This window comes from Actinocrinis puniceicyclus (assembly GCF_018283645.1).
Classification (GTDB): domain Bacteria; phylum Actinomycetota; class Actinomycetes; order Streptomycetales; family Catenulisporaceae; genus Actinocrinis; species Actinocrinis puniceicyclus.
In genome coordinates this window covers 1-4,452 of sequence record NZ_JAGSXH010000231.1, presented here as the reverse complement: position 1 = coordinate 4,452, position 4,452 = coordinate 1, and the positions used below count along the sequence as shown (strand labels likewise).

At 73.7% G+C, this 4,452-nt stretch carries 2 protein-coding genes; both read left to right on the top strand.

Annotated features, from left to right (window positions below):
* The coding region (locus KGA66_RS28160; protein WP_211472490.1) for an NAD(P)/FAD-dependent oxidoreductase at positions 1-1,268 on the top strand (1,268 nt) is incomplete at its 5' end.
* 423 nt (positions 1,269-1,691) lie between these two features.
* On the top strand, positions 1,692-4,452 hold a 2,761-nt coding region (locus tag KGA66_RS28155; protein WP_211472488.1), incomplete at its 3' end, for a beta-ketoacyl [acyl carrier protein] synthase domain-containing protein.

Sequence of the window (4,452 nt, the reverse complement as noted above, 5' to 3'; positions counted from 1 at the left end):
CCCCAGGAGTGTTCGTCATGACAAACGACTACGACGTCATCGTGATCGGCGGCGGCCCGGCCGGCTCGACCGCGGCCGGCCTGCTGGCGAAACACGGACGCAGCGTGCTGGTGCTCGAGCGCGAGAAGTTCCCGCGCTACCACGTCGGCGAGTCGCTGGTGCCCGGCGTCGTCGCCGTCCTGGAGGAACTCGGCGTGCGCGAGCTGATCGAGAACGGGCAGTTCATCCGCAAGTACGGCACGACCCTGCGCTGGGGCGCCGAGCGCGACCTGTGGACCATCCACTTCGGCGAGGTCGGGCCGTGCGAGTACGCCTACGAGGTCAAGCGCGCCGAGTTCGACAACGTGTTGCTCGGGCACGCGCGCGGACTCGGCGCGACCGTGCTGGAGGAGGCCAACGTCACCGAGGCGCTGTTCGAAGCTGACCGCTGCGTCGGAGTGCGTTACCGGATCGGCCGGCAGGGCGCCCTGACCGAGGCGCGCGCCCGGTACGTCATCGACGCCTCCGGCCAGTCCAAGCTGCTCGCGCACCGCGAGAACCTGATCAGCTGGCACGAGGACCTGCGCAACATCGCGGTGTGGACCTACTTCCAGGGCGGGGAGTACTTCCCCGGCAAGGACCGCGGCAACATCCTGACGGAGTACCACGGCAACGGCTGGGTGTGGGTGATTCCCTTCGCGGACGGCACCCGCAGCGTCGGCTTCGTCGGCCCGAACGACCTGTTCACCGCGTCCGGGCTGACACCGGAGCAGTACTTCGAGCGCAACCTCGAATCGACCGGCGAGGCCAAGCGCCTGCTGACCGGGGCGACGCGGGTGGCCGACTACCGCGTCACCAAGGACTGGTCGTACGCGGCGACGCGGTTCGCCGGGCCCGGCTACCTGATGGTCGGCGACGCCGCGGCCTTCGTCGACCCGTTGTTCTCCACCGGCGTCATGCTCGCGCTCAAGAGCGCGTCGGTCGCCGCGGCCACGGTCGGGGCGATCCTGGACGATCCGCAGCGCGAGAGCGACTACCAGAAGGCGTACGAGCACAGCTACCGGGACTTCTTCGAGACCGTCGTCTCCTTCGTCCGCTACTTCTACGACGCGCGCCGCCAGCGGGTCGACTACTGGACGCGCGCCCAGGAACTGATCGACCCGGTGCAGGAGCTGGAGGAGCGGGCCGACTTCATCCGGCTGATCTCCGGGCTCGGCGGCGGTCTCGAAGTGATGCAGATCCCTGACGCGGTCCAGGAGGTCACGGGCGTCCCGGTGGCCGGGGCTTAGGGCCGGTTTCGAGTTCGGAATATGATCAGCCGATTCGCCATGATCCGAACTCGAAACCGGCCTTAGGCGGTGTTGGGGAATGTATCAAGGCAACGATTCGACCGCCGCTTTTTCGGATTCGCCCCTTGAGGCATTCCCCAACACTGCCTAGCGGGCCGCCGCGTGGCTGACCGGTCAGCGGCCGGTCAGCAGCCCGTCAGTGGACCGTCAGCGGCCGGTCAGCGGCCGCCGCGAGACTGACCGAGCCGGCCCGAGATCACCGAGTCTCCTGCACTTCCAGGCCCGCCGCGCCCGGCCGCCGCGCACGCTGGCCCGCCCGCGTTGTGATCGAACCCGTATATCCGGCGGCCCGGCTCCGGCCGCGTCCGGCCGGACCCGGCCACAAGCCAACCGACGTGTCTTGACCGCGGGAGTCGCCGAGCCATGCAACCCTATCCGCCGCCCGGCCCGGACCGCGGCAGCCGCGCCCCGGAACCGATCGCGATCGTGGGGATCGCCGCGCTCTACCCGCGGGCCCGCGGCGCCGAGCAGTTCTGGAACCTGCTCTCGCGCCGCGAGACGGACTGCGGCTGCGCCGCGGCCGGCCCCGGGGGCGGTCCCGATGCATCAGGACTCGACGACCTCGACGTCGACCTGGCCCGGTTCGGCATCCCGCCCGCGCAGCGCGGCTCGCTCAACCGCATGCAGCTGCTGATGCTGGAGGCGGCCGCCCGGTGTCTCGCGGACGCGGGCCGCGATCCGCGTCGCGCCCGGCCCGGCGAACGCGTGGACGTGCTGTGCGCCGCCGGCTTCGGGCTGGACCGCCAGCTCGCCAACGCGCTGCGCATCGAGGCCGTGCGCTATGCCGCCGATCTGGAGGCCGCGTTGTCCGGCGCGCACGCGCCGCTGCCCGGCACCGGCGCCCGCGGCGCGGCGGACGAACTGCGCGAGCTGCTCACCCGGCGCCTGGGCGGCTCGCCGCACGACCGGGTCGGCGAGATGCCCAGCAGCATTCCGGCCCGCATCGCCGGGGCGTTCAAGCTGCACGGCCGCACCGTCGCCGTCGAATCCGCGGACGCCGGCTCGTTCACCGCCCTCGCCGCCGCAGTCAACAGCCTGCGTTCCGGCCTGGCGCACGCCGCGCTGGTGGTGGCCGGGCACCGGCGGGAGAGCGCACTGCTGGAGCACGCCCTGGAAGCCAAGGGCCTGATCCAGGGCGACGCGCACCCGTTCACCGCGGCGGGATACGGCCTCCGGCTCGGCGAAGGCGTCAGCGCTCTGCTACTCAAGCCGCTCTGCGCCGCCGAGCGCGAGGGCGACCGAATCTATGCCCTCGTCCGCGAATGCGCGCTGGTGCACGACGGGCGCCCCGGGGTGTTGCGCTACTCGGCCTCGGTCGCGCGCCGGCAGCAGGCGGCCGCCGCCGCGCACGAGGCCGCCGGGGTGCCGCCCGCGTCGATCCAGTACCTCGAATGCGCCACGGCCGGCATCGCCCGGCTCGCCCGCGCCGACATCGAGGCGCTCGGTGCGTCGTTCGCGCACCGCCCGCCCGGTTCGGTGTCGCTGGGCAGCGCGCAGGACCGGCTCGGCCACACCATGGCGAACGCGGGCCTCGCCTCCGTCGCCAAGACCGCTCTCGCCCTGCACCACCGGCGGCTGCCCGCGCACGCCGCCTGCGCGCACGCGCAGTCGCTGGACCTGAGCGGCACCGCGTTCCGGTTCACCGGCGATGCCGAGCCGTGGCCGCGTCCCGAAGCCGACCTGCCGCGCCGCGCCGCAGTCGTCGGGTCCTCCTTCACCGGCACGCTGAGCTACCTGCTGCTCGACGAGTACACGCCGGCCCGCGCCGCCCGGCCCGCCGGCGCCGGTGCCCCGCAGCCCGCGGCGCACCACGAGCCGATCGCCGTGATCGCCGCGGCCGGGCGCTTCGCCGACACCGGCGACGCGGACGAGTTCTGGCGCGCCGCCCTCCAGGCGAGCGATCACATCAGCGAACTGCCACACCGGTTGCTGGACCGCGATCTGTACCTGCGGCCGGGCAGCGCCGGGCTCGCGCACACCTACACCGGGCTCGGCGCGCCGGTCACGCCGCCCGAGCAGCCTCCGCGAGGACGCCCGATCATTCCCCGGCGCTACGCGGCGATGGATCCCGCCCAGCGCCTCGTGCTCGACGTGGCCGAACAACTCCTCGCCGCACGCGGCGGGGGGACCGCGCAGCCGTACGGCGCGGGCCTGCGCGGCAGAGGGCTGATCGTGATCGGCAGCACGCTGAGCCTGTCCCGGGAGCGGCGCGCGCACGCCGACCTGGCGCTGCCCGAGATCGAGCAGGCCGTCAGGGAACTGACCGGGCTGCGCGGGCTGAGCCCCGACGAGCGCGAAGCCGTGGTCAAACTCGTCCGGGAGCGCTACGCACCCGCCGCGGAAGCGCTCGGGCCGGTCACCCTGGACGGCTACCTGGCCAGCGGCGCCGCGGCCCTGATCGCCAACGAGCACCGCCTGGACGCGGTGCCGATGGTGGTCGAGGCCGCCTGCGCCTCCTCGCTCGCCGCTCTCGACATCGCCGTCAGCGCCCTGCGATGCGGCGCGGTCGACTACGCGATCGCGGGCGGAGTCGAGCTGCCGTGCAACACCCGCGACCTGGTGCTGTGCTCCGCGCTCGGGTTGCTCTCGCCCACCCGGATCACCCCGTTCGGCGAGCAGGCCGACGGCTTCACCCCCGGTGACGGCTGCGCCCTGTTCCTGCTGCGGCGCGAGAGCGACCGGGGGCGCGACGGGCAGCACGCCCTGGGCCTGATCCGCGGCTGCGGGGCGTCCAACGACGCCAAGTCCCTGATCGCACCCGACCCGGACGGCCAGGAGCGCGCGCTGCGCCAGGCGTTCGAACAGGTCGACTTCGATCCCGGCGCGGTCGGCTATCTCGAGGCGCACGGCACCGGCACCCGGGTCGGGGACCGGGTCGAGATCGAGGCGACCGCGCGCGTGTACGGCGCCGCGCGGCGCACCGAACCGCTGCACATCGGGACCGCGAAGGCCGCGTTCGGCCACACCTTCGCGGCCGCGGGCGGCGCGGGCCTGCTGCGCGCCCTGTACGCCCTGCACACCGCGACGCTGCCGCCCACCGCCGGCGTGCGCGCCCTGAACCCCGACCTGGGCCTCGACGCGATCCCCGCCGACATCCCGCGGCGCCCCCGGCCCTGGCCCGGCC